The sequence below is a fragment of the Micromonospora sp. IBHARD004 genome, from assembly GCF_052814115.1.
Genome location: NZ_CP199934.1, coordinates 5,010,762 through 5,037,048, shown reverse-complemented (window position 1 = coordinate 5,037,048; position 26,287 = coordinate 5,010,762). Strand labels below are relative to the sequence as shown.

At 74.8% G+C, this 26,287-nt stretch carries 20 protein-coding genes; 11 read left to right on the top strand and 9 right to left on the bottom strand.

Annotated elements, in window-relative coordinates; all coding sequences use genetic code 11:
* Positions 1-128: 128 nt before the first annotated feature.
* The gene (locus ACTWO6_RS24475) at positions 129-1,886 is read right to left on the bottom strand and encodes a DEDD exonuclease domain-containing protein (RefSeq protein WP_446216132.1); all 1,758 of its coding nucleotides are present in this window, start codon (positions 1,884-1,886) and stop codon (positions 129-131) included.
* A 127-nt stretch (positions 1,887-2,013) separates the two neighbouring features.
* Here ACTWO6_RS24475 and ACTWO6_RS24470 point away from each other — a divergent pair, with 127 nt between their 5' ends.
* The 4 genes from ACTWO6_RS24470 to ACTWO6_RS24455 all read left to right on the top strand — a co-directional run bounded on the left by ACTWO6_RS24470 (position 2,014) and on the right by ACTWO6_RS24455 (position 6,461).
* On the top strand, positions 2,014-3,462 hold the full coding sequence (locus ACTWO6_RS24470; RefSeq protein WP_446216131.1) for an NYN domain-containing protein: 1,449 nt from the start codon (positions 2,014-2,016) through the stop codon (positions 3,460-3,462).
* Between the two features lie 143 nt (positions 3,463-3,605).
* Positions 3,606-3,821: a hypothetical protein gene (locus tag ACTWO6_RS24465; RefSeq protein ID WP_446216130.1), complete on the top strand. Its 216-nt coding sequence runs from the start codon at positions 3,606-3,608 to the stop codon at positions 3,819-3,821.
* 259 nt (positions 3,822-4,080) lie between these two features.
* Positions 4,081-5,340 (top strand): M48 family metallopeptidase, encoded by a 1,260-nt coding sequence (locus ACTWO6_RS24460; protein ID WP_446216129.1) that lies wholly within the window; start codon positions 4,081-4,083, stop codon positions 5,338-5,340.
* Positions 5,337-6,461, top strand: coding sequence for a glycosyltransferase family 4 protein (locus ACTWO6_RS24455; RefSeq protein ID WP_446216128.1), 1,125 nt, complete (start codon positions 5,337-5,339; stop codon positions 6,459-6,461). The genes ACTWO6_RS24460 and ACTWO6_RS24455 overlap by 4 nt, the downstream gene beginning before the upstream one ends.
* A 93-nt stretch (positions 6,462-6,554) precedes the next feature.
* On the opposite strand, the gene ACTWO6_RS24450 is transcribed toward ACTWO6_RS24455, so the two are convergent.
* From ACTWO6_RS24450 to ACTWO6_RS24430, 5 genes are all read right to left on the bottom strand, one after another.
* Positions 6,555-8,222, bottom strand: a complete 1,668-nt coding sequence (locus ACTWO6_RS24450) for a putative bifunctional diguanylate cyclase/phosphodiesterase (RefSeq protein WP_446220751.1) — start codon at positions 8,220-8,222, stop codon at positions 6,555-6,557.
* An 82-nt stretch (positions 8,223-8,304) separates the two neighbouring features.
* Positions 8,305-9,117: an SAM-dependent methyltransferase gene (locus tag ACTWO6_RS24445; protein ID WP_446216127.1), complete on the bottom strand. Its 813-nt coding sequence runs from the start codon at positions 9,115-9,117 to the stop codon at positions 8,305-8,307.
* A 201-nt stretch (positions 9,118-9,318) separates the two neighbouring features.
* On the bottom strand, positions 9,319-9,987 hold the full coding sequence (locus tag ACTWO6_RS24440; protein ID WP_007072219.1) for a response regulator transcription factor: 669 nt from the start codon (positions 9,985-9,987) through the stop codon (positions 9,319-9,321).
* A gap of 7 nt (positions 9,988-9,994) precedes the next feature.
* A complete protein-coding gene (locus ACTWO6_RS24435) occupies positions 9,995-11,686 on the bottom strand; it encodes a GAF domain-containing sensor histidine kinase (protein ID WP_446216126.1) in 1,692 nt (563 codons plus the stop codon).
* A 14-nt stretch (positions 11,687-11,700) separates the two neighbouring features.
* Positions 11,701-13,512, bottom strand: coding sequence for an AMP-dependent synthetase/ligase (locus tag ACTWO6_RS24430; protein ID WP_446216125.1), 1,812 nt, complete (start codon positions 13,510-13,512; stop codon positions 11,701-11,703).
* A 191-nt stretch (positions 13,513-13,703) separates the two neighbouring features.
* Between ACTWO6_RS24430 and ACTWO6_RS24425 the strand changes: the two genes are divergently transcribed.
* The 6 genes from ACTWO6_RS24425 (at position 13,704) to ACTWO6_RS24400 (ending at position 19,120) form a co-directional block, all read left to right on the top strand.
* Positions 13,704-14,159 (top strand): SRPBCC family protein, encoded by a 456-nt coding sequence (locus ACTWO6_RS24425; protein ID WP_446216124.1) that lies wholly within the window; start codon positions 13,704-13,706, stop codon positions 14,157-14,159.
* Positions 14,160-14,199: 40 nt separating this feature from the next.
* On the top strand, positions 14,200-14,886 hold the full coding sequence (locus ACTWO6_RS24420; protein ID WP_446216123.1) for a hypothetical protein: 687 nt from the start codon (positions 14,200-14,202) through the stop codon (positions 14,884-14,886).
* Positions 14,887-14,949: 63 nt separating this feature from the next.
* Positions 14,950-15,906, top strand: a complete 957-nt coding sequence (locus ACTWO6_RS24415; protein ID WP_446216122.1) for an ROK family glucokinase — start codon at positions 14,950-14,952, stop codon at positions 15,904-15,906.
* Positions 15,907-16,079: 173 nt separating this feature from the next.
* Positions 16,080-16,787 carry an endonuclease/exonuclease/phosphatase family protein gene (locus ACTWO6_RS24410; protein WP_446216121.1) on the top strand — a complete coding sequence of 236 codons (708 nt, stop codon included), beginning with the start codon at positions 16,080-16,082 and terminating at the stop codon, positions 16,785-16,787.
* 105 nt (positions 16,788-16,892) lie between these two features.
* Complete coding sequence (locus ACTWO6_RS24405) at positions 16,893-18,299, top strand: flavin-containing monooxygenase (RefSeq protein WP_446216120.1); 1,407 nt, start codon at positions 16,893-16,895, stop codon at positions 18,297-18,299.
* Entirely contained in the window at positions 18,296-19,120 is an 825-nt protein-coding gene (locus tag ACTWO6_RS24400) for an alpha/beta hydrolase (protein WP_446216119.1), read from the top strand. Before ACTWO6_RS24405 ends, ACTWO6_RS24400 begins: the two co-directional genes overlap by 4 nt.
* Positions 19,121-19,147: 27 nt before the next feature.
* On the opposite strand, the gene ACTWO6_RS24395 is transcribed toward ACTWO6_RS24400, so the two are convergent.
* Entirely contained in the window at positions 19,148-20,566 is a 1,419-nt protein-coding gene (locus tag ACTWO6_RS24395) for an alpha,alpha-trehalose-phosphate synthase (UDP-forming) (protein ID WP_446216118.1), read from the bottom strand.
* 172 nt (positions 20,567-20,738) lie between these two features.
* Positions 20,739-21,590, bottom strand: a complete 852-nt coding sequence (locus ACTWO6_RS24390) for a DUF308 domain-containing protein (RefSeq protein ID WP_446216117.1) — start codon at positions 21,588-21,590, stop codon at positions 20,739-20,741.
* Between the two features lie 232 nt (positions 21,591-21,822).
* Between ACTWO6_RS24390 and ACTWO6_RS24385 the strand changes: the two genes are divergently transcribed.
* Positions 21,823-22,524: a lysophospholipid acyltransferase family protein gene (locus ACTWO6_RS24385; protein WP_446216116.1), complete on the top strand. Its 702-nt coding sequence runs from the start codon at positions 21,823-21,825 to the stop codon at positions 22,522-22,524.
* A 7-nt stretch (positions 22,525-22,531) separates the two neighbouring features.
* Here the strand turns inward: ACTWO6_RS24385 and ACTWO6_RS24380 are convergent, their stop codons facing one another.
* Entirely contained in the window at positions 22,532-26,167 is a 3,636-nt protein-coding gene (locus tag ACTWO6_RS24380) for an ATP-binding protein (RefSeq protein WP_446216115.1), read from the bottom strand.
* Between the last annotated feature and the right edge of the window lie 120 nt (positions 26,168-26,287).

Genomic DNA, 26,287 nt, shown 5'->3' with positions numbered 1-26,287 from the left:
CTGGGACACCTCCTCACCCCGGCCCCACGGTCGCCGTCACCGGCGATCGGGAGCAGGCCCGCGAAACGGGCAGGACTGCACTTCTCTAACAGCCTAAGCGAGTTGACGTAGTCCGATCGGTCACTTGGTCATGAGCGTTCGGTCGAGAGTTGGTGGGACCCGCCGTTCTCCGCCTTGGCCAGCAGGTCCCGGAAGCGGCCCGCGCCGGTGACCGGCGAGGCCCAGCCGGAGGAGATCTCCACCAGCCGGGTCTCCGCTCGCTCCAACCAGGACAGGATGCGCTCGGTCTCCTCGGCGGAGGCCCGGGGGACCGGGCCGTGGCCGGGCAGCACCGTCTCGGCGGTCGCCCGGATCGCCTCCAGAGTCGGTCGCGGGTGGACACCCGGCGGGGACACCCCGGCGCCGGCCAGCCGGCCGTGCCGGACCAGGGCCAGCTCCCAGCCGCCGTGCGCGGCCCGCCGGGCGGCGGCCAGCTCGGCGATCCCGGTCAGCCCGACCAGCCGCTGCATCCGGACGGTGGCGCGCAGCACCGCCGCCAGCCGGGACCGCACCACCGCCGCCTCCTCGTAGCGCTGGTCGCGGGCGAGCACCTCGATCCGGGCCAGCAGGGCGTCCACCACCACCTGCGGGTCGCTGGTGGTCGCCGTCCGGAACGGCGCGGCGGCGCGGTGGTCGTACTCCTCGGGGGTGATCCGGTGCTCGCAGGGCGCCGGGCAGCGACCCAGCTCGGCCAGCGCGCAGGCCGGCATGGTCGTGCGCCGCGACAGCCGGTGCGTGCACTGGCGCAGCGGCACGGCGTCGTGGAAGCCCGCGGCGGCCAGCTCGGCGGCCTGCTTGGAGCGGAACGGGCCCAGGTACGCGGTGTCGGTGGGGGCGAGGTTCCGCACCACCGACAACCGGGGGTACGCCTCGTCGGTGAGCTTGAGCCAGACCATCCGCTCCGGGTACTTGGAGCGCCGGTTGTACGGCGGCGCGTGCGCGGCGATCAGCCGCAGCTCGCGGACCTCCGCCTCCAGGGAGTGCGCGCACTCGACCGCCTCGACCCGCTCGGCGGCGGCGAGCATCTCGGAGATCCGGGCCCGCTTCTCGCCGGCGGTGAAGTAGCTGCGCACCCGGGTGGCGATGTCGCCGGAGGTGCCGACGTAGAGCGGCCGGTCGTCGGCGGCCCGGAAGATGTACACCCCGGGCACCTTCGGCAGCCCCTCCGCCAGGTGCCGCTTGCGGCGCTGGGTCGGGGTGACCGCCCGGGCGAACTCGATCGCGTCACCGACGGTGTCCACCCGGTGGCCGCCCAGCCGGGCGATCAGCCCGTGCAGCACGTCCACGGTGGCCTTGGCGTCGTCGAGCGCCCGGTGGTTCGGCTGGGTGGCGGTGCGGAAGTAGGCGGCCAGGGTGCCGAGCTTGCGGTTGGGCACCTCGTCCCGGGTGAGCACGCGGCGGGCCAGCGCCGCGGTGTCCAGCACCCGCGGGTTGGGCCAGCGGTAGCCGTGCTTCGCGCAGGCCGCCTTGAGGAACCCCACGTCGTAGGGGGCGTTGTGGGCGACCAGCACGGCGTCGTCGATGAACTCCAGGAAGCTCGGCAGCACCTGCTCGATCGGTGGCGCCGGGACGAGCATGGCCTGGGTGATCCCGGTCAGCACGGTGATGAACGGCGGGATCGGCACTCCCGGGTTGACCAGGGTGGCGAGCACCCCCAGCTCCTCACCGCCGCGCACCTTCACCGCGCCGATCTCGGTGATCCCGCCGCCGTCCGGCGCGCCGCCGGTGGTCTCCAGGTCGACCACCACGAAGGTGGTCGCGTACAACGGGAGCGCCGGGTCCACCCCCGCGGCCGCCGTCCGGTCCAGGCCGGCCAGCGCCTCCTGGACGTACTCCGCTCGTGCCACCCGGGGCACGCTAGTGGCCGGGTCCGACACTCCCGTCTCAGCGGTCCCACGAGTTACCCCGGGGCTAGGATGAGAGATCGGCTCACTCACTGGGCACTGGGCCCGTTCGCGGTGGGAGACTTGCCACATGCCCCTCACCGAGCCGCACGACGACCACCTCCCCGAGGCGGGGCCGGTGGCTGCCGGGCGGGAGGTCGGTGGGGGCGACGACGACCTCGCGGGTGGCGCCGAGCAGCCCCGGCCGGGGGAGACCGAGCCCACCGCGCCGGAGCCCGAGCCGGTCCTGCCCGAGCCGGTCCGGCAGCGGATCGTGGCGCTCACCGCCGCGGTGCTGCCGGCGATGCCCACCGACGAGGTGCCCGTCCCGCTGCGCCGGGTGGCCAAGTTCGCCCCCAACCGCCGCGCCCGGCTGGGTGCACCGGCGATCGCCGCCCAGCTCACCGCCGACCCGCTGTTCCGGCAGCGGGTGACCGCGCGGGTGCTCGCCGACGCCGGCGACCTGGGCGCCGCCGTGGTCGAGGGGACCGCCCCGGCCGCCGCCGACCCGGTGGAGGTGGCCGCCCTGGCGTACCTCGCCCGGCCGCGCGGCTGGCGGGAGCTGATCGAGGCCAGCGGCGCCGCGGTCCGGGCCGAGGCGGACAGCGCGGTCGTGGCCGAGCTGGTCCGCGAGGCCGAGCAGCGGGCCACCCGCGCCGAGCACGACCGGGCGGTGGCCCGGGTCGAGGCCGAGAAGCTCCGCGACGAGCTGGCCCGGGTCCGGGAGGAGCTGGGTCAGCTCCGCGAGGAGTCCCGGCAGCTCAGCCGTACGCTGCGCGAGACCCAGGCCCGGGAGCGGCGGGCCAACGAGCTGCTCGCCACCGAGCGCGGCCGGGCCGCCCGGGCCGCTGCGGACACCGAGGCGGAGCTGCGCCGGGCCCGGGCCCGGCTGGCCGAGGCGGAGTCGGCGGCCGGGGTCGCCCGGGCCAGCGCCAAGGAGTCGCGCTCGGTCGACGACGCCCGGCTCTGGCTGCTGCTGGAGACCATCGGCCAGGCGGCCGTCGGGCTGCGTCGCGAGCTGGCCCTGGAGCCGGTCGAGAAGCTGCCGGCCGATTTCGTCGCCGACGCCTTCGCCGACCAGTCGGCGGCCGCCCCGGCGGGCGCCGCCGCCCGGGCCCGGGACACCGATGACCCGGCCCGGCTGGACCAGCTGCTGGCCCTGCCCCGGGCCCACCTGGTCGTCGACGGCTACAACGTGACCAAGCGCGGCTTCGGCGAGATGTCCCTGGAGCAGCAGCGCAAGCGCCTGATCACCGGCCTGGGCGGGATCGCCGCGCAGACCGGGGACGAGGTCACCGTGGTCTTCGACGGGGCCGAGCGGATGCACGGCCTGCCGCCCACGCCGCGGGGGGTGCGGGTGCTCTTCTCCCGCAAGGGGGAGACCGCCGACGAGCTGATCCGCCGGCTGGTCCGCGCCGAGCCCACCGGCCGGCCGGTCGTGGTGATCTCCTCCGACCGCGAGGTCGCCGACGGGGTACGCCGGCACGGCGCGTACCCGCTCGGCGCGGACTCGCTGCTGCGCCGGCTGGCCCGCTCCTGACGTCGCTTGATGGGATTCGGGGTGGCTGCGACCTCGTTGTCCGTTTCTGTCACACCCCTCGCCTAGCGTCGACGTGACCGACGGTGGTCGGGCGGCCACGACGGCGTCCGCCCGCCGCCGCCGTGACGCGTCAGGAGGCGTTGATGCTCATCGACTGCGACAGCTGCGGGATCCGGGGGGCGGGCTGTTCCGGCTGCCTGGTGACCGCGCTGCTCGACACCGGCTCGCCGACCGCCGACCTCGGCGCCGCCGAGCACCGGGCGATCGAGGTGTTCGCCCGTGCCGGCTTCCAGGTGGAGGTGCTGCCGCCGCCACCGGCCGCCCGGCCCCGCCGCGCCGGCCGTCGCCGGGTCGCCTGACCGGTCGATCATCGCGGCCCGGTGGCCCCGGCCCTTCCCCCTTCGGAGGTGAGCCACGACGGGTCCCGGATGTGGCGCGGTTCCGCCCAATCGAATGCCGAGGCGCCGCCGATGTGGTGGGCCGGGTGGGTCGGCGCGGTGCCGGACGACCGCGGTGCGGGCACCCGGGCCGGCGCCGGCGCGCCGGGCCATAGGATGGGCGCTCACGGCGGGAGGAGCGCGGGATGATCCGGGTACGGCGCAGCGACGGGACGGGGCGGTGAGCCCGCGCGGCTGGGCGGTGCTGACCCTGGCCGGGCTGGCCGTGACGCTGATCGTCGTCGCGGCCCTGCTGATCCCCTGGAGTCGCCCCCCGGCCCCGCGCGCCGACCAGCTCGCCGCGCTGCGGTCCCTCCCGGTCGACCAGGTGACCCGTGGCCGGGCCTTCCACGCCGCGCTGCGCCCCGGCGGGTACGGCGCGCTGGCCGTCGGCCTGGCGGTGGCCCTCCTGCTCGGCCTGACCCCGCTCGGCAGCCGCCTGGTGGAGCTGGCCGGCCGGCCGCTCGGCGGCCACTGGGCGGCCCGGGCGGTGCTCGGCGGGCTGGCCGTGATGCTCCTCGCCGACCTGCTCACCCTGCCCTTCGCCGCCTGGCGGCAGACCGTGCTGGCCCGCTACGGGCTGAGCACCCAGGGCTGGGGCGGCTGGGCGGTCGACCTGCTCAAGTCGTACGCGGTCAGCGCGGTCATCGGCGGGCTCGCGCTGCTCGGCTTCTACACCGTGGTCCGGCTCGCGCCGCGCTGGTGGTGGGCGTTCGGGGCGGCCGGCGCGGCCGGCCTGGTGGTGCTGCTGTCGTTCGTGCTCCCGGTGCTGGTCGAGCCGGTCTTCAACCGGTTCACCCCGATGGAGCCGGGCCCGCTGCGCAGCGAGCTGATCAGCATGGCCGCCCGGGACGGTGTGCCGGTGCGCGACGTGCTGGTCGCCGACGCGTCCCGGCGGACGAAGGCCGTCAACGCGTACGTCTCGGGGCTGGGGCCGACCCGGCGGGTGGTGGTCTACGACACCCTGCTGCGCGAGGCGACCCCGGCCGAGGTGACCAGTGTGGTCGCCCACGAGCTGGGGCACGCGAAGGACCGGGACGTCTGGGTCGGCACGCTGATCGGGGCGCTGGGGGCCGCCGCCGCGGTCGTCGCGCTCTACCTGATCGGCTCCTCGGCGCCGCTGCTGCGGCTGGCCGGGGTCGACTCGGTGGCCGAGCCGCGCGCCTTCCCGCTGCTGATCGCGCTGGTCACGGTTGTTGGGCTGGTCGCCGCGCCGGTCCAGGCGCTGGTCTCCCGACGGGTGGAGGCCCGGGCCGACGCGCACGCGCTCGCCCTGACCGGCGATCCCGCGACCTTCGAGGCGATGCAGCGCCGGCTGGCCGGGGTGAACCTGGCCGATCCCGACCCGCCCCGGTGGGAGTACCTCTGGTCGGCCTCGCACCCGTCCACCGTGGAGCGGATGGCCGCCGCCCGCGCCTACGCCAGGGAGAGCGGCCGATGAGCCGGACGTTGCTGGTCACCAACGACTTCCCGCCCCGCCCCGGCGGAATCCAGTCCTTCGTGCACCACCTCGCGGTGCGCCAGCCCGCCGGCTCGGTGGTGGTGTACGCGTCGAGCTGGCGGGGCGCCGAGAAGTTCGACGCCGACCAGCCCTTCGAGGTGGTCCGGGAACGCACCCGCGTGCTGCTGCCCACCCCGCTGATCGCCCGGCGGGCGGCGAAGCTGGCCCGCGCGTACGACTGCGACACGGTGTGGTTCGGCGCGGCGGCCCCGCTGGGGCTGCTCGCGGCGGGGCTGCGCCGGCGGGCCGGGATCCGGCGGGCGGTTGCCCTGACCCACGGTCACGAGGTCGGCTGGGCGGCGCTGCCCGGTGCCCGCGCCGCGCTGCGCCGGATCGGCCGGGGCGTGGACGTCACCACGTACCTGGGGGAGTACACCCGGGTGCGGCTGGCCCGGGTGCTGGACGGGGTGACCGACCTGCGCCGGCTGGCGCCGGGGGTGGACGTGGAGACGTACCACCCGTCCGTGGACGGGGAGCCGGTGCGGGTGCGGCTGGGCCTGGCCGACCGGCCGGTGGTGGTCTGCGTCTCCCGGCTGGTGCCGCGCAAGGGCCAGGACATGCTGATCCGGGCGATGCCGGAGATCCGCCGGCGGGTGCCCGACGCCGCGCTGCTGATCGTCGGTGGGGGTCCCTACCGGGCGACCCTGGAGAAGCTGGCCCGGCAGACCGGTGTGGAGCGGGAGGTGGTCTTCACCGGCTCGGTGCCGTCGGCGGAGCTGCCGGCGCACTACGCGGCCGGCGACGTGTACGCGATGCCGTGCCGCACCCGCAACCGCGGCCTGGACGTCGAGGGCCTGGGGATCGTCTACCTGGAGGCCAGCGCGACCGGGCTGCCGGTGGTGGCCGGCGACTCCGGCGGTGCGCCGGACGCCGTCCGGGAGGGGGAGACCGGGTACGTGGTCCGGGGCCGGGACGTCGCCCAGCTCGCCGACCGGGTGGCGATGCTGCTCGCCGACCGGGACCTGGCCCGCCAGCTCGGCGCGGCCGGTCGGGCCTGGGTGGAGCGCGAGTGGCGCTGGGAGACCCAGGCGCAGCGGATGGCTGCCCTGCTCGCCGGCTGACCCGCGCCTGCCCGCGCGGCGGGTCCGCCGCACCTCAGGCGCCGACCGGGAACCGCGACGCGGTGAGGTGGCCCGCGGGGAGGCGCGCGATGCTCAGGCCAGGCGGGCGAGGAACTGGTCGGCGGGGGCCGGGCGGCCGAAGTGCCAGCCCTGGCCGGCGTCGCAGCCGATCGCCCGCAGCCGGTCGGCCTGATCGGCGGTCTCCACGCCCTCGGCGGTGACGGTCAGGTCCAGGGCGTGCGCCAGGGACACCAGCGAGGCGAGGATCCGCTCGTCGGTACGGCTGCCCGGGTCGGTGGCCGGGGCGCGCAGGCCGGCCACGAACTCGCCGGCCACCTTCAGCTCGGTCACCGGCAGGTCCCGCAGGTAGGCGAGGTTGCAGTAGCCGGTGCCGAAGTCGTCGATGGCGATCCGCACCCCCAGGTCGGCCAGCACCCGCAGGGCGCGTACCGGCTCCTCGGCCGTGCTCATCAGGGTGCTCTCGGTGATCTCCAGCTGGAGCCGTTCCGGGGACAGGCCGGTCTGCCGGAGCACGCCCCGCACCTCCTGCACCAGGCCCGGGCGGTGCACCTGGCGGACGGCGAGGTTGACGCTGACGAACGGCGGGTCGTCGTGCCCCGCCGACCAGCGCTGCGCCTCCCGGCAGGCCTCGGCCAGCACCCACCCGCCGAGCCGCACGATCAACCCGGTCTCCTCGGCCAGCCCGATGAAGCTGTCCGGCCGGAGCACGCCCAGCTCGGGGTGGCGCCAGCGGACCAGCGCCTCCATGCCGAGCACCCGCCCGTCCCGCAGGGCGGCCAGGGGCTGGTAGTCCAGAAAGAACTCGCCCCGGTCGAGGGCGGTGGGGATGGCCGCGGAGAGGGCGTACCGGGCAAGTTCGCGACGGTTGCGGTCGGCGTCGAACAGGGCCCAGCGGGCGCCGCCGGCCGCCTTGGCCCAGTGCAGCGTGCTGTCGGCGGCCCGCATCAGCTCACCCGGCGAGGTGCCGGCCACCTGCCGTTCGACGATGCCGATGCTCGCCGACACGGTCAGCTCGTGGCCGTCCACCAGGGCCGGTTCGCTCACCGTCGCCAGGGCCGCCTCGGCGACCTTGACCGCGTCGTCGGTGCAGGCGGTCCGCTCGACCAGGATCACGAACTCGTCCCCGCCGAGCCGGGCCACCAGGTGCTCGCCGAGCGCCCGGCGCAGCCGCTGCGCCACGGACACCAGCAGCGAGTCGCCGACCTGGTGGCCGAGGGAGTCGTTGACCACTTTGAACCGGTCCAGGTCCAGGAAGCAGACGCCGACCCGGTCGGCGCCCCGGCCGGGCTCGCCGATGGCGGCGGAGAGCCGTTCGGTGAACAGGGTGCGGTTGGGCAGGTCGGTGAGCGGATCGTGGGTGGCCTGGTGCCGGAACCGGGCCTCGCTGTCCCGCAGCGCCCGTTCGGCCTGCGCCCGGGCCACCATCGCGGCCCGCCGGATCGACTCCTGCTCGTCCAGCGTCCGGTCGCGCAGGGCGCGGGCGTACCCGGTGGCCACGGTGGCCAGCAGCCGGGCCATCCGGTCCTCGACCTCGTCGGCGACCAGCCCGAGGTCGCGGACCAGGCGGAGCTGGATGACCTCGATGGTCCGGCCGAGCCCCTCCGCGGAGGCGATGTGCGCCGCCACCAGCTCGGCGCCGACCTGCTGGCCGATCCGCAGGTCGAACGGCTCGGCCTGGATCGCCATGGCGAGCCGCTCGGTGAGCCGTTGCAGCAGGGACTCCAGCTGGGCCTGGGTCATCGGCAGGTAGCTGGTCCCGGAGACCGCCTTGGCCCAGGCCCGGGCGAAGGCGCCGGGGCAGGTGCGGGCCCCGGCGGCCCCGTCACCCACCGAGACGCCCGACGCCGCCCATGAACACCGCCTGCTCCGCGTTTTCCGCCTGCTCCGGGGACTCCGGCCGCCACTGCGGCACCCAGACCACGGCCGGGTCGACCAGCTCGAAGCCGTCGAAGAGCGCGGTCAGCTCGGCCCGGCTGCGGATCGAGAGCTGGTTGTCGGTGCGGCGGTAGACCCGCTCCGCCTCCGCCCGCTCACCGGTCTCGGCGCGACCGTCGTCGCTGGCCTGCGACATCACCAGGTAGCTGCCGGGCGCCAGGGCCGCCCGAAGCGTCCGCAGGATCTCCTCCGGCCGGTCCTCGGACGGGATGAAGTGCAGCACCGCCACGATCATTACCGCGACCGGCTGGGAGAAGTCCAGCAGCTTGGTGACCTCCGGATGCCCCAGGATCGCCTCCGGCCGGCGCAGGTCCTCCTGGATGACGTTGGCCCGGTCGTTGCCGTTGAGGATTTCCCGGCTGTGCGCCACCGCCACCGGGTCGACGTCGACGTAGATCACCCGCGACTCCGGGTCGATCCGCTGGGCGATCTCGTGCACGTTGCCGACGGTGGGGATGCCGGAGCCGATGTCGAGGAACTGGCGTACCCCGGCGTCGGCCAGGAACTGCACCGCGCGGCGCAGGAATGCCCGGTTGGCCTGGGCCATCAGCGGGGCCTCCGGCACCGCCTCCACCATGGCCCGGGCGGCCGCCCGATCGGCGGCGAAGTTGTGCGAGCCGCCGAGGTAATAGTCGTACATGCGGGCCACGCTGGGGCGCTCGATGTCGATCGTGTCGGGTGCCCAGTCCGGCCGCTGCATGCCCTTGCCCCTTTTTGTCAACAGCGCGTGAGTGCCACGGCCCCGTGGGCCACCCGGTATTCTGCCCGCCCGTTGTCGCGGTGCAAAGACCGCGGTCTGTGCGAGGTCGGGTCCTCACCGTACGCAGCCGCACCGGCCCGGAATGCCGGAGAGGCCCGGTCCGGAACGGACGCGGGCCTCTGCCGTGAGCTGTCGGAGCCCCTAGAACTTGGGGGCGTCCGGGGCCTCCAGCAGACCGAGCCGCAGCGCGGTCATCAGCGCCTGGGCCCGGTTGGCGGCGCCCAGCTTCTCGTAGAGCTTCGAGATGTGCGTCTTGGCGGTCGACTCGCTGACGAAGAGCTGTTTGGCGATGCCCGCCACGCTCATGCCGTCGGCGAGCAGCCGCAGCACCTGACCCTCGCGGGGGGAGAGCTGCGGGCCGGACGGGGCCAGCCGGCGCTTCATCGCCTCGGCCAGGTCAGCCGCGGTGAAGGCGCTGGGGGAGGAGGCGGCGTGCCGGGCGGCGGCCACCACCTCGTCGGCCGGGGCGGTCTTCGGCACGAAGGCGCTCGCCCCCGCCTCCAGGGCGCCGAAGAGCTGGTCGTCGCCGGCGTACATGGTGAGCACGACGATGCCCATCGACGCGCTGGACTTGCGGAGCGCCCGGGTGGCCTCCAGCCCGCTGCCGTCGGGCAGCCGCAGGTCCATGATCACCACGTCCGGCTGGAGCGCACCGGCCTGGCGTACGCCCTCCGCAGCCGTCGCGGCCTCGCCGACGACCTCGAACTGGCGGTCCCGCTCGAAGGCGTGCCGCAGACCCTTGCGGATCAGGTCGTGATCGTCGACAAGGAGGACCTTGGTACGGGTGGCCGGTGTCGGACTTGTGGTCATCCTCGGGTTACTCCCCTTCTGCTGCTGTGCTGCCGCGCACCTTATCGCGCCGGGGCGAGGAGCCGAGTACCACCGCCACGGTAGTGCCGCTGGGTTGCCGCGGCCTGATCTCCAACCGGCCCCGGATACGTTCCGCTCTCTCGGCCATGATCGCAAGACCGTAGTGCCCGTCGGGGCGCTGGTCACCGATGCCGTGACCGTCATCCGACACTTCGATCTGAGCGTACGGGGGATCCACCTCACAGGTCACCCACAGATTTGCCGCCCCGGCGTGCTTGCGCGCGTTGGTGACCGCCTCCTGGGCGATCCGCAGCAGCTCGGCCTCCGTGGCGGCGGGCAACCGGGCGGTGGACTCGTCCAGCGACAGGTGCACCCGCAGGCCGCCGGACGCGCCCACGGTCCGGGCGTACTCGGCGATCGCGGCGGCTAGGCCGCCGTGCCGGTCCACCTCGCTGCGCAGCTCGAACAGGCTCAGCCGCAGCTCGGTGATCACCCGGGTCACCTCCTGGCGCAGGGTCCGCAGCGACTCGGCGGTCTCCTCCGCGTCCTCGTGCACCGTGGCCAGCGCGTTGTCGATGCCGTAGCCGACCATCACCAGCTCCTGGGCGACCCCGTCGTGGATCTCCCGGGCCAGCCGCTGCCGCTCCTCGTTGGTGGCCAGCGACCGCACCTCGTCGAAGAGCAGCGCGGCCTCCAGCCGCAGCGCCGCCGGACCGGTCAGCGCGGTCACCCGGGCCACCACCGGCGGCGGGTAGGCGTGCCCGGCGTCCGCCTCGAGGACCACCAGGCCGACCGTCCGGACCCCGGCGACCAGCGGCACGATCAGCGCCGAGACCTCCCCGCCGCGGTGCGAGCGGGACTGGGAGCGGGCCGAGGTCTGCGCCTGCTGGCTGGCCCAGGCGTCCGCGATCGCCGAGTCCGCGTCGAGCGTGGTCTCCCAGTCGACCCGGTCCACGCCGACCTGGGCGAGCACCACCAGCCGGCCGCCGCCGCTGGCGGAGAGCACCGCGCCGCGGTCGGTCTTCGCCACCACCCGCAGCTCCTCCAGCAGGTGCTCGGAGATGCCGCCCGGGTCGAGGGTGGCCCCGGGCAGCTGCCGGGCGACTGTCCGGAGCTGGGTCAACAGCCGGGTGGCCTCGGCGTACGGCTGGGGCTTGCCCTCGCCGCGGACCCGCATCACCCGCTGGAGGGTGCGGGCGGTGAACAGGCCGAGGCCGGCGAGGATCAGCCACTGCGCGCAGACCGCCAGGTAGCCGGGCTCGGTGAGCTGCCGACGCCCGTCGACCTCGGTGAGCGCGGCGGCGACCAGCAGGGTGGCCGCGGCGACCGCGAGCAGCGCCGCGCCCTCGGCGAACCGGCGGCGCAGCGCCGTCACGGTCACCGGGACGGCGAGGTATGCCAGCACCGCCGAGGCGCCCAGCCCGCTGGTCACGCCGCTGAGCTGGGTGTCGGCGGCGATCTGGCTGGCGGCCAGCCCGAGGACGACCACCTCGGCGAACCGGCTGAGCGGGCCGAGCAGCCGATGCTGGGGGGCGAGGACGGCCGGCAGCCCGGCGACGCCCAGCAGGGCTATCCACCAGAGCTGGACGACGTCGCGGGTGGCGAAGAGGGTGAGGACGGCGACCAGCGCGAGCAGCACCCCGCGCGCGGCTGCGGCGAGGGGTTGCGTCTGGGGCTGGCTGGGTGTGGAGGCGGGCACGTGACGGATCGTAGTCAGCCTCGGTAGATGTCCGCGATCTCCGCCGCGTACGTCTTGTGCACGACCTGCCGCTTGACCTTCAGCGACGGGGTCAACTCGCCGGTGGTCTCGGTGAAGTCCTGCGGCAGGATCCGGAAGACCTTGATCGCCTCGGCCTTGGAGACCGCCTGGTTGGCCTGGTCGACCGCGCTCTGCACCTCGACCCGCAGGGTCTCGTCCTCCCGCAGCTCGGCGACGCTGGTCGTCTCCGGCCGGCCGTGCGCGGCGAGCCACTTCGGCAGCGCCTCCTCGTCGATGGTGACCAGCGCCGCGATGAACGGCTGCCGGTCGCCGACCACCACGCACTGGCTGATCAGCGGGTGCGCGCGGACCTGGTCCTCCAGGACGGCCGGGGCGACGTTCTTGCCGCCGGCGGTCACGATGATCTCCTTCTTGCGGCCGGTGATGCTCAGGTAGCCGTCGTCGTCGAGCTGGCCCAGGTCGCCGGTGCGGAACCAGCCGTCGCTGGTCAGCGCCTCGGCGGTGGCCGCCTCGTTGTGCCAGTAGCCCTGGAAGATCAGGTCGCCGGAGATCAGGATCTCGCCGTCGTCGTCGATCCGGATCGCGACGCCGGGCAGCGGACGGCCGACGGTGCCGATCTTCGTGCCGGTGGGCAGGTTCGCGGCGGCGGCGGGGGAGGTCTCGGTGAGGCCGTAGCCCTCGCAGATGGTCACCCCGATGCCGCGGAAGAAGTGGCCGAGCCGCGCGCCGAGCGGGGCGCCGCCGGAGATCGCGTCGTGGCAGCGGCCGCCGAGGGCGGCCCGCAGCTTGCGGTAGACCAGCTTGTCGAAGGCCGCGTGCTGGGCGCGCAGGGCCAGGCCGGGCCCCTCGGCGGTCTCCAGCGCCTCGCTGTACGCGATGGCGACCTTCTCGGCCCGGTCGAAGATCTTGCCTTTGCCGTCCGCCTCGGCCTTCTGCCGGGCGCCGTTGTAGACCTTCTCGAAGACCCGGGGCACCGAGAGCACGAAGGTCGGCTTGAACTCCTGCAGCTCGCCGACCAGGTTCTTGGTGTCGGAGCAGTGCGCCATTGTGGCGCGGGCCTGCACCACGCCGATCTGGATGAGCCGCGCGAAGGCGTGCGCGAGCGGCAGGAAGAGCAGGGTGGAGGCACCCGGGCGGAACAGGTTCGGCAGCACCGGCACCGCGTTGGCGATGTCGGCGTACATGTTGCGGTGGGTGAGCACGCAGCCCTTGGGGCGGCCGGTGGTGCCGCTGGTGTAGATGATCGTCGCGATGTCGCCGGCCTTGACCGTCTTGCGACGTACCTCGATATCGGCCGCGTCGACCGACTCGCCGGTGGCGACCAGCTCGTCCACGGCGCCCAGCTCGATCTGCCAGACCTGGCGCAGCTCCGGCAGGCGGTCCCGGATCCCGGCGACCAGGGTGGCGTGCGCGGTGGACTCCACCACCGCGGCGACCGCGCCGGAGTCGGCGAGGATCCAGGCGGCCTGCTCGGCGCTGGAGGTCTCGTAGATCGGCACGGTGACCGCGCCGGCCGCCCAGATGGCGTAGTCGAGGAGCGTCCACTCGTAGCGGGTGCGGCTCATCAGGGCGACCCGGTCACCGGGGGAGATGCCGGCGGCGACCAGGCCACGGGCCACCGCGACGACCTCGTCGCGGAACTGGCGGCAGGTCACGTCCACCCGGGCCCGGCCCTCGGCGCCGGCCGGTGCGGGCCGGACGAACTGCACGGCGTCCGGGGCGACCTCGGCGTTGTCCCAGACCGGATCGGTCAGGTTTGCCGCATCGCCGACGGTGACGATGGGGGGAACGGAGAACTCGCGCACCTGCACTCCCTCGTGCTCGCACTGGCCGGGCCGGCCCTGGGTCGGCTCTGTCGAAACCTACCCGTCCACCCGGACGGGTGAGGTAGGGAGGTTGCCCGCCCGCCTGGTGGGACGGGGGGCCTTTGCCGCCGATGTCGGCGGCGCGGGGGTGGAGCGACGCGCCCGGGGCCGCCGCCGGGTAGCCTCCCCCCATGGCGGACTCCTCCACCCAGTCGATCATCATCGACGCACCACCGGACCAGGTGGCGGCGGTCATCTGCGACTTCCCCAGCTACCCCGAGTGGACCGAAGCGGTGCGGCGGGCGGAGGTGGTCGAGGAGTACGAGGACGGGTACGCCAGCCAGGTCCGATTCACCATCGACGCCGGCGTGCTCGCCGACGAGTACGTGCTGGCCTACGAGTACGCCGAGGACCTCTCCCGGATCGAGTGGCACCTGGTCGAGCCCTCGAAGATGCAGAAGGCCCAGCGCGGCTCGTACGACCTGGTCGGCAACCCGGACGGCACCACGACGGTGACCTACACGCTCGAGGTCGAGCTCTCCGTGGGCATGCTCGGCATGTTTCGGCGCAAGGCCGAGAAAATGATCATGGATACCGCGTTGAAGCAGCTCAAGCGCCGGGTAGAAGCACCCGGTGCGGCCCACTGACCCGACCGGCGACCCGGTCTGCACGGTAGAGGAGCCGACCATGGGGAGTACGGATCCGGGTTCGGCCCGGGAAGAGGCGGAACGTCTGGTCGCCATGCTGCTGGCGACCGCCCGGCTGGCCGGTTCCAGCCCGGGGGCCGGGCCCTGGGGTCCGCTCGGTGGGATCTTGTCGGGTGTCCTCGGTCACAGTGCCGGTTCCGGCCGGACCGCCGGCGGGGACGGCGCGACGTCCGGCGCCGACTCCGGCCCGGTCGGTTTTTCCACCGGCTCGGCCGAATGCTGCATCTGCCCGGTCTGCCGGGGCATCGCCGCGTTGCGTGATCCGAGTCCCGAATTCGCCGAGCGGCTGGCCACCGGAGCCGGGGACCTGGCGGCCGGAGTGGCCAGTCTGCTGCGCGCCTTCGCCCCGGCCGAGCCCGCTCACCCGGCCTCCCCGGCCAGCGCCGGTGGGTCCGCCGGACCGGCCGCCGGAGCCGGGGCGGGGGACCACGTGTGGCGCGAGGCCACCCGTACCGGGCATGATTCTCAGCCGGCACCCGAGCAGGACGTGTGGTCCGCCGCCACCCGGGGGGAGGGCGCGGCCGATCCGGGCGCCGACGTGCCGCCCGCCGATGGTGCCGGGCCGGACGCGCCGGTGACGATCCGGCCGCCGGCCGGCCGTCCCGTGGTGCCCGCCTCGCGGGCGTCCGGCGAGGTGGGCGAGGACGTACCAGGCGACGGGGCCTGACCACCGGACATCCCGGCATCGCACGGCCGGTTCGGCCGATGTCGGGCAGCACAGCAGAGGGGAGTGGCAGCGGTGACGCTGACCATCGGAGTCGACGTCGGTGGCACGAAGGTGGCCGGCGGTGTCGTTGACGACACCGGCAAGGTTCTCGTGCAGGCCCGACGGGACACCCCCGCCGACGACGTGGCCAAGACCCGGGACGTCATCATCGAGCTGGTCACCGAGCTGGCCGTGGGGCGCAGCATCGCGGCCGTCGGCATCGGCGCGGCCGGCTGGATCGACGCCTCCCGCTCCACCGTGCTCTTCGCCCCCAACCTCGCCTGGCGGGACGAGCCGCTGCGCGAGTACGTCGGCAACGCCACCGGCCTGCCGGTGATCGTGGAGAACGACGCCAACGTCGCCGCCTGGGCGGAGTTCCGCTACGGCGCGGCGCGGGAAGCCGACGACTCGATGGTCATGTTCACCATCGGCACCGGCGTGGGCGGCGGCATCGTGCTCGGCGGCGAGCTGCTGCGCGGCGCCCACGGCATCGCCGCCGAGCTGGGGCACATGCTCACCGTGCCGGACGGCCACCAGTGCGGCTGCGGCCGCCTGGGCTGCATCGAGCAGTACGCCAGCGGCAGCGCCCTGGTCCGCTTCGCCCGCGCCGCCGCCCGCCAGGAGCCGCACCGGGCCACCGCCCTGCTGGAGCTGGCCGGCGGCGAGGCCGAGTCGGTCACCGGTCCGATGGTGACTGCCGCCGCGAAGGGTGGTGACCCCGTCTCCGCCGAGGCGTTCGCCCAGGTCGGACGTTGGCTCGGCACCAGCCTCGCGGACATGGCGCAGATCCTCGACCCGCAGGTGCTCGTCGTCGGCGGTGGCGTGATCGACGCCGGTGACCTGCTGATGGGCCCGACCCGCCGGTCGTTCACCGAGGCCCTCGCGCAGCGCAGCCGGCTCCCGGTGGCCGAGATCCGTCCAGCCGAGCTGGGTAACAGCGCCGGCGTCATCGGCGCCGCCGACCTCGCCCGTCGGCTGTGAGCGCGAGGAACGAAGCGCCGCGGAGTCCCGCAGTCGCGAACGGAAGGTCGGCCCGGTGAGCGCGAGGAACGAAGCGCAGCGGAGTCCCGCAGTCGCGAACGGAAGGTCGGCCCGGTGAGCGCGAGGAACGAAGCGCAGCGGAGTCCCGCAGTCGCGAACGGAAGGTCGGCCCGGTGACCGAAGCGGGCGGCGGGGTGCCGCTGCGGGTGGTGTCGTACAACATCCACAGCCAGCGCGACGACACGGCCGCGCTGGCCGCGGTGGTGCGGGCGGCCGCGCCGGACGTGGTGATCGTGCAGGAGGCGCCGCGGCGCTTCCGGTGGCGGCAGAAGTCGGCCACGCTGGCCGAGTCGTTCGGGCTGGTGGTCGCCGCCGGCGGCCTGCCGTCGCTGGGCAACCTGCTGCTGACCAGCCTCCGGGTCCGGGTACGCGGCACCCGCTGCCAGCGCTACCCGCTGACCCCGGGCCGGCACCTGCGCGGCGCCGCGTACGCCGAGTGCCAGGTCGGCGGGGCGCGGTTCCTGCTGGCCGGCTCGCACCTGTCCACCGACCCGGCGGAGCGGCCGGCCCAGGCGGCGGCGTTCAAGCGGGAGCTGGCCGCCGCCACGCTGCCGGTGATCGCCGGCGCCGACCTGAACGAGGGGCCGGACGGGCCGGCCTGGCGGACCGTCGCGGCGGGACTGACCGACGCCGCGGTCGCCGCCGACCGCGCGGACCGGCACACCTACCCGTGCACCGCCCCGCGCCGCCGGATCGACGCCCTCTTCGTCGACCCACGGGTGACCGTGGTCGACTACGACGTGGTGGACACGCCGCTGACCCGCCGGGCCAGCGACCACTTCCCGGTCCTGGTGGACCTGCTGCTGCCCGCCGTCGACTGAGCCGCCGCGGCCCCGGCCGGCGGGGCGGGGCTGGACAACGGCCGGAGTTGTCGGCAGGATTTCGCAGCGACCCGGCCACCGTGCCGCACATAAGGAGATTCCCCGGTGTCCTCCTCCACCGACCTCGGCCGCCCCGATCCGGGGACGACGACGCTCGCCCTGACCCGGGACGGCCGCCCGGTCTCGGACCGGGGTGACACGGTCTGCGTCATCGGGGCCGGGGCCAGCGGCCTGACCGCGGTGAAGAACCTCGCCGAGCACGGCTTCGGCGTGGACTGCTACGAGCGGGAGACCGGCGTCGGCGGGGCGTGGAACTGGCGGCACGACCGCAGCCCTGTCTACGCCAGCACCCACCTCATCTCGTCCCGGCCGTTCACCCAGTTCCCCGACTTCCCGATGCCGGACGACTGGCCGGACTACCCGCACCACAGCCAGCTGCTGTCCTATTTCGAGCGGTACGCCGACCACTTCGACCTGCGCCGGCACATCTGGTTCGGCACCGAGGTGGTCCGGGTGGAGCCGGTCGAGGGGGACCGCTGGGACGTCACCACCCGCAGCACCGGCGGGTACGGCCCGGAGCGCACCTCCCGGTACGCGGCGGTGGTCGTCGCCAACGGGCACAACTGGTCGCCCAAGCTGCCCCGCTACGAGGGCCTGGAGGGTTTCCGCGGCGAGGTGATGCACGCCTCGTCCTACAAGGACCCCGCGCAGCTGCGCGGCAAGCGGGTGCTGGTGGTCGGCGCCGGCAACACCGGCTGCGACATCGCGGTCGAGGCCGCCCAGCAGGCGTCCCGCTGCTGGCACTCCACCCGCCGCGGCTACTGGTACGCCCCGAAGTACGTCCTCGGCCGCCCCGCCGACCAGGTCAACGACACCCTGCTCGCGCTGCGGGTGCCGCTGCGGGTCCGCCAGTGGCTCTACCACTGGACGCTGCGGCTCACCGTCGGCGACCTCACCCGGTTCGGGCTGCCCAGGCCGGACCACCGGGTCTACGAGACCCACCCGATCGCGAACAGCCAGCTCGTCTACTACGTCGGCCACGGCGAGATCACCCCGGTGCCGGAGCTGGCCCGCTTCCACGACCGGTCGGTCGAGCTGACCGACGGCCGGGAGATCGATCCCGAGCTGGTCATCTTCGCCACCGGCTACCTGCCGCGCTTCGAGTTCCTCGAGGCGAAGGTGCTCGGCGACGACGAGGCCGTCGGCCGGCCCCGGCTCTGGCTGAACGAGTTCACCGCCGGGCATCCGACCCTGGCGGTGGTCGGTCTGGTGCAGCCGGACTCCGGCATCTTCACCATCTCGCACTGGCAGAGCGTGCTCTTCGCCCGGCTGCTGCGGCTGCGGGCCGGCCGGCCGGAGCGGGCCGCCGCGTTCGACCGGAAGGTCGCCGCCGGCATCGGCGAGCGCTACTCCGGCGCGGTCAAGGACAGCACCCGGCACTGGTTCGAGGTGGGCCACGCCGACTACCTGCGCGCGCTCCAGCGCGCCCTCGACGAGGTGGAGGCCAAGTGACCGGCGAGCGGCTGCGGATCGTGCGGGCCCGGGAGTGGGCCCGGCCGGAGCGCCCGGCCCGTCGCGAGGTGCTCAGCGCCGTGCCGCAGCTGGAGGAGGGGCGGCCGCCGCTGCTCTTCGTGCCCGGGTTCGGGCACGGGGCGTGGGCGTTCGCCGAGCACTGGCTGGAGCACGCCGCGTCCCGCGGTTTCCCGGCGTACGCGCTCAGCCTGCGCGGGCACGGCGGCAGCGAGCCGGCGCCGGAGGCGACGCTGCGGTCGTACACCCATGACGTGACCCAGGTGGCGGCGAGCCTGCCGCGGCGGGCGGTGCTGGTGGGGCACGGCGCCGGGGCCCGGGTGGTCGCGCACGCGCTGGCCCGCTACCCGGCCCGGGCGGCGGTGCTGGTGGCGCCGGTGCTCGGTGACTGGGGGACGCTCCGCGCCGCGCTGCGGCGCAACCCCGGCGGGACCCTGCCGGCGGTCTTCGGCGGTGGCCTGCGGCTGAGCCGCCGGCAGCTGTTCAGCCGGGAGCTGCCGGACGGCGAGGCCCGCCGGTACGTCGCCCGGCTGGGCCGGGCCGGCCGGCGCGCGCAGTGGCAGCTGCTGACCGGCCGGGAGCCCGAGCCGGCGGTGGGCAGCCCGCCGGTGCTGGTGCTGGGCAGCCCCGACGACCGGGTGGTGCCGGCCGCCGCGCTGACCCGGACCGCCCGCCGGTACGCCTCGGCCCCGCTGCTCTTCCCCGGCATGGGCCACGACCTGATGTTGGACGCCCGTTGGCGGGAGCCGATCGACGCGATCCTCGACTGGCTGGAGAAGGACCCGGCGCCGGCGGCCGGCTGAGCGACGGCCTTCGGCGCCGGGCGCGGGTCAGTCGGTCGCGGCGAGCCGGGTGACCAGCGACCCGCTCTTGTCCAGGGCGCTGAGGTAGGACCGCGCCCAGGCGTGGATGTCGTTGCGGTGCAGGTGTTCCCGCATCGCCCGCATCCGGGCGGCCACGTCGGCCGGCGCCGCCCGCAGCGCGGCGAGCAGCGCCTGCTTGAGCCCCTCCAGGTCGTGCGGGTTCACCAGGAACGCCTGGGACAGCTCGGTGGCCGCCCCGGCGAACTCGCTGAGCAGCAGCGCGCCGGTGTCGTCCACCCGGGCGGCGACGTACTCCTTGGCGACCAGGTTCATCCCGTCCCGCAGCGGGGTCACCGCCATCACGTCGGCGACCCGGTAGAGGGCGGCCAGTTCGGCCCGGTCGAAGGTCTGGGTGAGGTAGTGGATCGCCGGCTCACCGACCCGGCCGAACTCGCCGTTGATCCGTCCGACCTCGCGTTCCACCCGCTCCCGGAGGATCTGGTACTGGCCGACCCGCTCCCGGCTCGGCACCGCCACCTGGATCAGCACCGTGTCGCGGACCTTGACGTCGCCGCTGGCCAGCAGCTCGCTGTACGCCTTGAGCCGCTGCTCGATGCCCTTGGTGTAGTCCATCCGGTCGACGCTGAGGATGACGTGCTCGGGTTCGCCGAGGTCGCAGCGCAGCCGGCGGGCGCGGTCGGCGACCTCCGGTCGGGCGGCGAGCGCGGCCATCTCGGCGGTGTCGATGGAGACCGGGAACGCGCCGACCCGGACCACCCGGTCGCCGACCCCGATTCGCCGGTCGGTGGCGGGCAGGTCGAGCACCTTGGCGACCAGCTGCGCGAAGTTGTGCGCCGCCTGGGCCCGCTGGAAGCCGATCAGGTCGGCGCCGAGCATCCCGCGCAGTAGCTCGACCCGGCGGGGGAGCTGCATGAACAGCTCCGGCGGCGGGAACGGCACGTGCAGGAAGAAGCCGATCCGCAGGTCGGGGCGGAGCGCCCGGAGCAGGCCGGGGACCAGTTGCAGGTGGTAGTCCTGTACCCAGACCAGCGCGTCCGGCTCGGCGACCTCGGCGGCGGCCTCGGCGAACCGCTGGTTGACCCGCTGGTACGCCTCCCACCAGCGGCGGTGGTACTCGGGCTGCTCGACGGCGTCGTGGTAGAGCGGCCAGAGGGTCGCGTTGGCGAAGCCCTCGTAGTGGTCGCGGAGGTCCTCGGTGGTCAGCGGCACGGTGTGCATGCGGACGCCGTCCACCTCCGGCAGGTGGGGCGCCGGGCCGGTGCCGCCCGCCCAGCCGATCCAGGTGGCCGGGGTGTGTCGCAGCAGGGGGTGCAGGGCGCTTACCAGGCCGCCGGGGCTGCGGCGCCACTCGCAGGCGCCGTCCGGCGCCGCACTGTCGTCGATGGGGAGGCGGTTGGCCACCACCACGAGGGGACTCTGTCGCATCTCGGGCATTCCGATCAGCAGAGGGCTGACCGCCGCGAGCGGGGAGGAACCGGGCAGTCAGGAGGGAAGTGACGTACAGCGATATTCCTACTGACCGTAAGTTACACCACTGTTACGTCCCCGGCGGGGAGCCGTCGGCGTCCCGGCATGCGGGCGGCCGCCCGGGCGGGGGTCAGACGACCGCGCCGTCGTCCGGGTCGTGGTCGTCGGTGTCGCCCGGCCGCAGCCGCCAGATCAGGGTCACGAAGCCGGCCAGGATGCCGGTGAAGCCGAGCAGCGTCACCACCGAGGGGTCGCTGACCGGGAGCACCGTGGGGGAGAGGAAGAGCACGAACCCGACGATGATGGCGAGCATGCCGACCACCGCGTACTTCGAGAAGCGGGGCAGCGGGGGTGGCGGTGGCGGGGTGTAGTGCTCCTCGTCGGCGTCCGCCGGCAGGTCGGCGCCGAAGGTGTCCAGGCCGTCCAGGAGCGAGGGCTCGTCCTGCCGGCCCCGACTCACCGAGATCCCGGAGATGTCGGCCGCGTACGGCAGCCGCCGGACGTCGGTGGCGGTCGGGCCGCCGGACTCCTCGGCCCCGGCGCGCGGGGCCGCCCCGCCGGCGGGCTCGGACGGGTCGACCGGGTCGTCCACGTCCTCCGCGGCGGGCCACGGGCGGCTCCCGGGGGCCGGCCCGGTGTCGAAGCCGGCGACGATCCGTGCCCACTCGGCCTCGATGTCCGGCTCGTCGTCCCGGGCCGGCTCGGGGGCGCCCTCGTCGGCGAGCTGGGTGAGGTAGTCCCGGGCGGTGGTCAGGTGGGAGCGGTCGACGTAGAGCCGGTCGACCGGTCGGGACGGCACGGTGGTGGTGCGGGTCACCGGGTTGAGGTCGGCGGAGGGCTGGAGGTACGCGGCGATGCCACCGGCGGCGAGCACGTCGAGCAGATGCTCGCCGACGCGCGGATCCACATCGCCCGCGACGGCGTACTCGCTCGCGTCGAGCCCGTTGTCCCGCCGTCCCCGGCGGGGCCCACCCGCTGACACCGGACACCCTCCTCGTCGCACCTGGCGGTGCGGTCGCCGCGGCGCGCCCTACGCCGTGCCCTGAATCGTGACACGTCAGGACCCGGTTCCGGGAGTGCGTTGTGGCGTGCCGCTCCCGGTTCGTAGGCTCATCCCCGACAGTCCCGCTCGCCGACGGCGCCCCGGGCGCGGTCCCGGCGACCCGGCCGGGCTCCCGGCGACGGGCGTCGCCACCCCCGCTGGAAGGACACCGGTGCTGTACTGGCTGATGAAGTACATCATCCTCGGCCCGTTGCTGAGGCTGATCTTCCGCCCGCAGGTGGAAGGGCTCGAGAACGTCCCGGAGACCGGGCCGGTCATCCTGGCCAGCAACCACCTCTCCTTCTCGGACTCGATCTTCACCCCGCTCATCGTCAAGCGAAAAGTCACATTCATCGCCAAAGCGGAATACTTCCTCGGTAAGGGCATCAAGGGCTGGCTGACCAAGATGTTCTTCGTCGGCTCCGGCGCCATCCCGGTCGACCGCTCCGGCGGCCGCGCCGCCCGCGCCGCGCTGGACACGCAGCTCACGGTGCTGCGGTCCGGCGGTATCGCCGGCATCTACCCCGAGGGCACCCGGTCGCCGGACGGCCGGCTCTACCGGGGCAAGACCGGGGTGGCCCGGCTGGCGCTGGAGAGCGGCGCCCCGGTGGTCCCGATGGCCATGCTCAACGCCGACGAGATCCAGCCCCCCGGCCAGCTGGTCCCCAACGTCAAGCGGGTGCGGATCCGCTTCGGCGCGCCGCTGGACTTCTCCCGGTACGCCGGGATGGCCGGCGACCGGTTCGTCGAGCGCGCGGTCACCGACGAGATCATGTACGAGCTGATGGAGCTCTCCGGCCGCGAGTACGTCGACATGTACGCGCAGAAGGCGAAGAGCCAGCCGGCCGTGCCGAGCGAGCCCGTCCCCGTCTGAGCGGGCCTCAGCAGGCCACCGCGGGCCCGGTGTCCGGAACCGGACGCCGGGCCAGGGCGAGCAGGCCGGGCGCGTCGTTGCGCAGCGCGAAGGTCCGCACCTCGGCCAGCGGCGCCCCGGCAGCCGCCCGGTCACCGGCCCGGTCCAGCTCCGCGACGGCCAGGGCGAGCGCCAGCATCCGGTCGGTGACGTCCGGGATCCGCGCGTAGATCTCGGCGCCGGCCACGTGCAGCTCGCCCGCGCGCCGATGGTCGCCGTCGGCCGCCGCGAGGGCCCCGGTGACCGTCCGCAGCGCCGCCTCCGACCACGGCGTGCGGTGCCCCAGCCGGTCCAGCATCGCGCGGACCCGCACCGCCGCGTCCCGGCCGGCCAGGGCCGCCGCGTACGCCGCCGCGGCGATCCACTCGCCGCTGGCCAGCGCCGGCACCGCCGACCACGAGTCGGCCAGCTCGTCGACGAGCGCCGCGGCCTCGTCGGCCCGCCCCTGCAGGGCCCGACAGAGCGCCGCCATGCCGAGCATCGTCCAGTGCGGCCGGTGGAAGCCGCTGCGGCGGGCGGTGTCCAGCGCGGCGGCCACGTCGTCCCGGTGCCGCGCCGGCGACGCGTCGGCGCCCGCCGCCGGGTCCCGCTGCCGGGGCGCCGGCGGGACCGGCTGGCCGCGCAGCACCAGCAGGCAGGAGCGCAGGCCGCGGACCTGCATGTCCCAGCCGCCGGTCGGGGTGTCCACGAACGCGTCCGCGGCGGCGAGCAGGCGGGGGAAGTCCCCGTCGAAGTACGCCCGCATCGCCTCGCCCGAGTAGCTGGTGGTCAGCGTCTGCCCGCTGGCCGTCCGCGCCGGCGCGGCCGAGAGCAGGGCGTCCGAACGCAGCCAGTCGCCCTCCTCGCGGACCGCGTACGCGAGGTTCTGCACCGCCCGGTGCAGCGCCAGCAACTGCTGCGCCCGGCTGAACTCCACGATCGCGTGCAGCTCGTCCAGGCCGACCCGGTCGCCGGCCTGGTACCGGGCGGTGGCCGCGGTGATCCGGGCGTTGGTGCGGGTCTCCGACAATCCCAGCCGCTCGCCGATCTCGGCTGCCGTCTCAGCCGCGGCGACCGCCGCGTCCCGCTCGTAGTTGAGCATGTGCAGCCGGCCCAGCTCGGCGTACGCGTCCGCCTTCTGGGCAGTGTCCGGCAGCGGGTCGAACAGCGCCACCGCCCGGTCCAGGCAGGCCACCGCGGTGGTCCGGTCCGCGCGCAGCCAGGCCGCCTGGCCGAGCAGCGTCCAGGCCCGGGCGGCGCAGGCGTCGTCGCCGTGCGCGAGCAGCCGGTCCGCGAGCGCGTGCAGCTGCTCCGGCCCGCCGCCGGAGAGGAAGGCGTTGCCGTCCCGGTAGAACGAGATCTCCGTGCTCAACAGCTCCAGTTGCAGCCGGCCGACCGGGTCGCTGTCGTCGGCCAGACCCAGCGCCCGACCGGCGTGGGCGGCCGCCGCGTCCAGGCCGTGCAGGGCGTACGCCCGGCGGGCCGCCCGGTGCAGCGCGGCGCGCGCCGGGCCGGCGTACCGGTGGGTGTCCATGCCCAGGGTGCGGGCGATCTCGTGGGCCGCCCACCGGTGGTGCGCCAGCACCTCGGCCAGGTCGGTGTCCCGGCTCTGCGACAGCGCGTCCAGCCAGTCCGCCGTCCGCTCGTGCCGGGCCACCCGCTCGGTCCGCGGCAGCCGCTGGTAGCAGACGTCCCGGACCAGCACGTGCCGGAACCGGAACTCCGGCTGGCCGGCCATCGTGGACGCCCCCTGCTCGTGCACGAAGTCCCGCTGCTCCAGCCGGCGCAGCGCGCGTTCCACCGACTCGACCTGCTGACCCAGCGCGGCGGCCACCGCGCCCGGCCAGAACTGCACGCCCACCACCGAGGCGGCCAGCAATGCCGCCCGGTCCTTGGCGTCGAGCAGGTCGACCCGGTTGGCGATGACCGCGTGCACGCTCTCCGGCATGGGCAGGTCGAGGTGCTTCTCGAGCGACCAGCCGCGCCCCGACTGGCGCAGCGCGCCCTGCTCGATGAGCATCCGGACGTACTCGTGGGCGTAGAGCGGGTTGCCGCCGGCCACCTCCACCAGCGGGGTGAGCATCTCGGCGGAGAACGCGGCCTGGCCGAACATGTGCGCGTAGAGCGAGGCGATGCCGGTGTCCCGCAGCGGCGGCAGGGTGATGGTGACCGACCCGGTGATGGTCCCCGCCCAGCTCGGGTCCCGGTCGACCAGCTCGGGCCGGGCGGTGCAGAGCAGCAGCAGCGGGACGTCCCGGGCGGCGGCGCCGACCAGCTCGACGAAGCGCAGCATCGCGTCGTCGGCCCAGTGCAGGTCCTCGAAGACCAGCACGGTCGGCCGCCGCGCCGCGAGGGCCAGCAGGAACCGCCGCCACGCCGACTCGGCCTCCTCGGCCGGCAGCGTGGTGCCGGTCAGCCCGACCAGCGGGCGCAGCGCGTCCACGATCCGGTCCCGTTCGCCGGCCCCGACCAGCTCGGCGACCGCCGAGGCCAGCCGCTGCGCCGCGGTCGCGGCCGGGTCGGTGTCCAGGATGCCGGCCTCGGTCTTCACGATGTCGGCCAGCGCGGCGAACGTGACGTTCTCCCCGAACGGCGGGCACCGCCCGGTACGCCAGGTCAGCGGCTCGTCGACCAGCCGCCCGGCGTGCCGGTACAGCTCGCGGACCAGCCGGCTCTTCCCGATGCCGGCCCGGCCGAACACCGTCACCACCTGCGGGAGGCGGTCCCGCAATGACCGGTGCAGGGCGTTGACCAGCAGTCCCAGCTCGTGCTCGCGGTCGATCAGCGGGGTGGTGTCCGCCTCCCGGTCGGTCGGCTGCCGGCGGACCGGGGAGAGCGCCAGCCAGACCTCGGTGGGGGAGGAGCGCCCGCGCAGGGTGACCGCCGGCTGCTCGGAGTAGCGGATGGCGTCCTTGGTCAGCGCGTGGGTGGTGCCACAGACCAGCACCCCGCCGGGCGGCGCGACCGACTGCATCCGGGACGCGGTGTTCACCACGTCGCCGGCCACGATGGCCTGCCCGCCGTCCCGGGCGGCGGCCACGTCGACCAGCGCCTCGCCGGTCGCCACGCCCACCCGGAAGCGCAGCTCGTCGGCGCCGGTCGGGGCGAACCGGGTCAGCACCCGCTGCAGCTCCAGCCCGGCCCGCACGCAGCGCAGCGCGTCGGTCTCGGTGGCCACCGGGGCCCCGAAGAGCGCCATCACCGCGTCGCCGATGTACTTCTCGACCACGCCGCCGTACTGGCCGACCACCCGCTTCGCGGCCGAGAAGAAGCCGGTCTGCATGCCGCGGACCTGCTCCGGGTCGGCCCGCTCGACGTACGGCGTGAAGTCGATCAGGTCGACGAAGAGCACGCTGACCCGGCGGCGGTCCTCCTGCGGCGCCGCGGCGGGGCGCTGCGCCCCGGTCCGGGGCGCGCCGCACGAGGTGCAGAACGCCACGTCGGCGGCGAGCGGGCGCAGGCAGTGCGGGCAGACGACGCCCAGCTCCGCGCCGCAGCCACCGCAGAAGCGGTCGCCGTCGGCGGCGGTACGTCCACAACGGTCACAACGGGCGGAGATGACGCCCTCCACTGGTGGATCTGCCGGCCGGCCCACGGCCGGGGCGCCGCCCCCCGCGGCGTCCACCGCGAGTATCGCCGTCGGGGCGCTTGTCAGGTACCGGGCTGTTGGCTTGTGGACAGTCTTCCGGGTGGTCGCGGAGGCGGTCCGGAGCGCTACATTCAGGCGGCCGAATGCGACCGCGAT

Coding starts and splice junctions, on each gene's coding strand:
- ACTWO6_RS24425 (WP_446216124.1), top strand. CDS start 13,704: ATGGCGGACTCCTCCACCCAGTCGATCATCATCGACGCACCACCGGAC.
- ACTWO6_RS24450 (WP_446220751.1), bottom strand. CDS start 8,222: ATGACCCAGGCCCAGCTGGAGTCCCTGCTGCAACGGCTCACCGAGCGG.
- ACTWO6_RS24395 (WP_446216118.1), bottom strand. CDS start 20,566: ATGCGACAGAGTCCCCTCGTGGTGGTGGCCAACCGCCTCCCCATCGAC.
- ACTWO6_RS24465 (WP_446216130.1), top strand. CDS start 3,606: ATGCTCATCGACTGCGACAGCTGCGGGATCCGGGGGGCGGGCTGTTCC.
- ACTWO6_RS24420 (WP_446216123.1), top strand. CDS start 14,200: ATGGGGAGTACGGATCCGGGTTCGGCCCGGGAAGAGGCGGAACGTCTG.
- ACTWO6_RS24440 (WP_007072219.1), bottom strand. CDS start 9,987: ATGACCACAAGTCCGACACCGGCCACCCGTACCAAGGTCCTCCTTGTC.
- ACTWO6_RS24445 (WP_446216127.1), bottom strand. CDS start 9,117: ATGCAGCGGCCGGACTGGGCACCCGACACGATCGACATCGAGCGCCCC.
- ACTWO6_RS24470 (WP_446216131.1), top strand. CDS start 2,014: ATGCCCCTCACCGAGCCGCACGACGACCACCTCCCCGAGGCGGGGCCG.
- ACTWO6_RS24455 (WP_446216128.1), top strand. CDS start 5,337: ATGAGCCGGACGTTGCTGGTCACCAACGACTTCCCGCCCCGCCCCGGC.